This window comes from Microcoleus sp. PH2017_12_PCY_D_A, assembly GCF_020738565.1.
Classification (GTDB): Bacteria; Cyanobacteriota; Cyanobacteriia; order Cyanobacteriales; family Microcoleaceae; genus Microcoleus.
In genome coordinates this window covers 1-3,342 of record NZ_JAEQCI010000184.1, presented here as the reverse complement: position 1 = coordinate 3,342, position 3,342 = coordinate 1, and the positions used below count along the sequence as shown (strand labels likewise).

At 43.0% G+C, this 3,342-nt stretch carries 5 protein-coding genes; 3 read left to right on the top strand and 2 right to left on the bottom strand.

All coding sequences use genetic code 11. From position 1 onward, the window contains the following. Positions 1-109 precede the first annotated feature (109 nt). Entirely contained in the window at positions 110-1,537 is a 1,428-nt protein-coding gene (locus JGK39_RS31545) for an NB-ARC domain-containing protein (RefSeq protein ID WP_293298750.1), read from the bottom strand. A gap of 256 nt (positions 1,538-1,793) precedes the next feature. Here JGK39_RS31545 and JGK39_RS31540 point away from each other — a divergent pair, with 256 nt between their 5' ends. Continuing rightward, positions 1,794-2,195, top strand: coding sequence for a hypothetical protein (locus JGK39_RS31540; protein WP_293258584.1), 402 nt, complete (start codon positions 1,794-1,796; stop codon positions 2,193-2,195). Here the strand turns inward: JGK39_RS31540 and JGK39_RS31535 are convergent. Next, positions 2,188-2,352 (bottom strand): hypothetical protein, encoded by a 165-nt coding sequence (locus JGK39_RS31535; protein WP_293258582.1) that lies wholly within the window; start codon positions 2,350-2,352, stop codon positions 2,188-2,190. The genes JGK39_RS31540 and JGK39_RS31535 overlap by 8 nt on opposite strands. Here JGK39_RS31535 and JGK39_RS31530 point away from each other — a divergent pair. Next, the gene (locus JGK39_RS31530; protein WP_293258580.1) at positions 2,342-2,758 is read left to right on the top strand and encodes a XisH family protein; all 417 of its coding nucleotides are present in this window, start codon (positions 2,342-2,344) and stop codon (positions 2,756-2,758) included. The genes JGK39_RS31535 and JGK39_RS31530 overlap by 11 nt on opposite strands. Continuing rightward, on the top strand, positions 2,746-3,084 hold the full coding sequence (locus JGK39_RS31525) for a XisI protein (RefSeq protein ID WP_293258578.1): 339 nt from the start codon (positions 2,746-2,748) through the stop codon (positions 3,082-3,084). Before JGK39_RS31530 ends, JGK39_RS31525 begins: the two co-directional genes overlap by 13 nt. Positions 3,085-3,342: the final 258 nt, after the last annotated feature.

Here is a 3,342-nt window from a genome sequence, read left to right as displayed (position 1 = left end):
TGCCGGACTGCCGGACTGCCGGACTGCCGGACTGCCGGACTGCCGGACTGCCGGACTGCCGGACTGCCGGACTGCCGGACTGCCGGACTGCCGGACTGCACCGAAAGCGTCAACAAACCGGATTTGATATCACATATTGTCTCACCACAGGACAAAGATTGAATAAAGTTTCATTCTCCATTTCCTCTATTTCAACCAACGATCGCCTGCCCAAAGATTGCAGCCCGTTGAATAACTCCGAGGGCGATAAATCGGCATCTTCTAGCAATTGCTCTATTGAAACTGAATTCGCTTCGCGGCTGAGGCGGGAGATGAGCTTTTTCTCTAATTCTGACAGGCGATCGATCTGCGGGTGCAAGTTTGCGGCCAATTCTTCCCCCACGAATAGCATATCATATTTCAAAAATTCTGCTACCCTGCCGCGAAATAATTCTTGAATAGTGGCCGCGACTATTTTTAACCACAATGGATTGCCTCGGTAGGCGTTAATTAGGTATTCCCATTTTTCGGGGTTGAGTAAATTTTTATTTCGGAAAATTTCGGCGGCATCTGTACCTATGCCTTTGAGTTGTAAAGTACGAACTAATGAATTTTCGCCTGTTAATGCGGTAATTTCTCTGGGGTTTTCCCAAGTGTTGAGGATTAAGCAACTGTTGTGGGTTGTTTCTCCGATTTGTCTGAAAAGGATGCTGTAATTTTCGCATTCTGGGCGGTAATTTCCTGCGAGTTGTCCGCTCCCGAGGAGAGTTTGCACGTCGTCGAGGATGATGAGACAGCGGTTTTTTCGCAGATATTCCATTAACAGGGAAAGTCGATCGCCAATGCTGCTAGGCAAAAACCCCTCTTCGCCCCCCCTTGACAAGGGGGGGTTGGGGGGGTATTGATTGGCGATAAATTGAATCAGGTTTTTCAGGGTGGTTCCGAGGGGTGGGGAGGTGCCCAGACTTCGCCAAATTACGCAGTCAAAGTGATGCTGAATTTGTGGGATGAGGTGGAGGGAAAGTGCGGTTTTGCCGATGCCGCTGAGTCCTGATATTGCTGTGAGGTTGCACTTTTCTTGGACGATCCATTTTTCGAGGGTGGCGAGTTCGGATGTGCGATCGGACAACAATGAAATATGAGGTGCATCGGCTAAGTCTAGTCGGGTTTGGGGTTTTGAGGTGTCTGGGGTGGGGGTTGAGGGCGATCGGGCTTTTGGAACTTCGGGAGATTGAGTGTCCTTACAAACATTGACATTACCAATAAAAAAATCGTTGCCCGAATTTGATGAAATGATGAATAATTGTTGTCTTTCAAGTGCCGATCGTAAATTCGATTGAGTAACTTCTTCACCTAAAACATTTGATAAACGCTTCCATAATTTTGAAGCTATATTCCTGACGTGACCTTCGCTACAATAGGATGCTTCTGCGATTTGAGAGTATTTTTGACCTTCCCATACACCTGCTAGGATAGCTTCTTGCAGATCGTCCAAGTGTTCTCCTGTCTTAGCGAAAACCATGTCTTCAGCTAATTTCAAGACTTTTTTAACGTCCATTAGTTAAGTATGTATGGAGGTCTTGGCTATTTTATCATATTTTTTATGACATTTTATGATAATGATGACATAATCTGACTTTTTTAATTATTAATATCTGACTTTTCATGATATTTTAACTGTAAAAAAAACTAGGATTTTAGCTATATTGATATTTAGTACAGCAGGTGAAATTATTGTAAGTTTAATGATTTTTCACCGAGTGTCAGGTTCGCAATCAACCATTTTATTGATACCAGGAAAATTAGGGGGTTCAATGGCAAAGCATATTTTGAACAATCAACCGCTGGGAATTCTGCTATTTATGTCAACCTTTTGTATGTCTTTGACTATAAATTGGGGACAAGCTATACATCAAAAAGCGATCGCTTACGAAGCACATGAATTTGTCTTCATTAGTCGATTACCAAATTTGCCAAATATGAATCAACAACAGGCAGATTCTGTCTGTAACAACAATTTTAATGAGCTTAGACAGGTAGGAATTTTCGATGAAAGTGTTCAAAAGAATACTTGGCATATCTGGGCACACGTTAAAAACGGAGACTGTGTGATCAATATTCGCAATTGGTCGGGAGCCACGAAGGATCCTGTTTATTGGCATCCTAGTAATAATCCAGAAAGGACGATTGAGGTTCGTGTTCCAAAATTTAATTAATAACTGAAGTTTGAGGATAGGCGATCGCCCTTTTTGCCCTAAAGGGCGATCGCCCTTTCTTTTGCCTCATCCGTAAGAGCGATCGCCCTGACTTGAACTGAGGAGCGATCGCTTGTATAATAATAGCTAGATGCTGTGAAAAAACGATGGCTGCCAAAGACCTATTCCATGATGCTGTAAAACAAGCACTCCTGAAGGAGCAGTGGGTAATTACGGCAGATCCGCTCATCCTCAAGATAGATAAGGTGAAGTTTGAGATCGATCTAGCAGCAGAGAAAGTCTTTGCCGCTGAAAAGCCTGGACGAAAGATTGCTGTTGAAATCAAAAGCTTTCTCAATCCATCAGCCATTACAGACTTTCATTCAGCGTTAGGACAGTTTTTGAACTACCGCTTAGGATTGCAAATGAGCGAATCAGATAGAACTCTATATCTGGCAGTCCCTATCGATATATTTGAATCCTTCTTTCAAGAACGATTTACTCAGGAAGCTATCCGACATTATCAAGTGAAGTTAATCGTCTACGCTCCGGTTCAGGAGGTAATCATTGAATGGAAAGAATAGAGCTGTACCGCCAATTTATCCGCCAACTATTAACCTCTCATGCCAGTCTATATAATAACTCAGAGTTGGATGTTGAGTGCCAACTTGTGTTCGATACAGAACACGACCATTACCAAATTTTAGATGTGGGCTGGGAGGGATACAAACGCATTTATAACTGTTTCATTCACTTAGATATCAAGGATGGTAAAATCTGGATTCAACGCAATATGACAGAAGCAGACCTCGGACAGGAATTAGTCGAGATGGGAGTAGCCAAAGAGGACATTGTTTTAGGGCTGCATCCGCCTTACAAGCGTCCGTATACGGGCTATGGGGTTGCTTAGGAAAATGCCCGATCGCCCTTTTTGCCCTAAAGGGCGATCGCCCTAATTATTCTTCACTCAAACTATTTCCGAGGCTAAAAGCCTACCATCAACTCGCTCATATTCATCTTCCAGTAGCCACGAGTGAGCCTCATCGTAACTTGAACCTAAAAACAGCAGTTTATAACCCACATTCCGCAGATATTCGATCGGATTTAATTTCAAAAGAATTCAGAATTCTCAAAACCTCAAATAATTGCTCTGCAATCATTTGAGGCT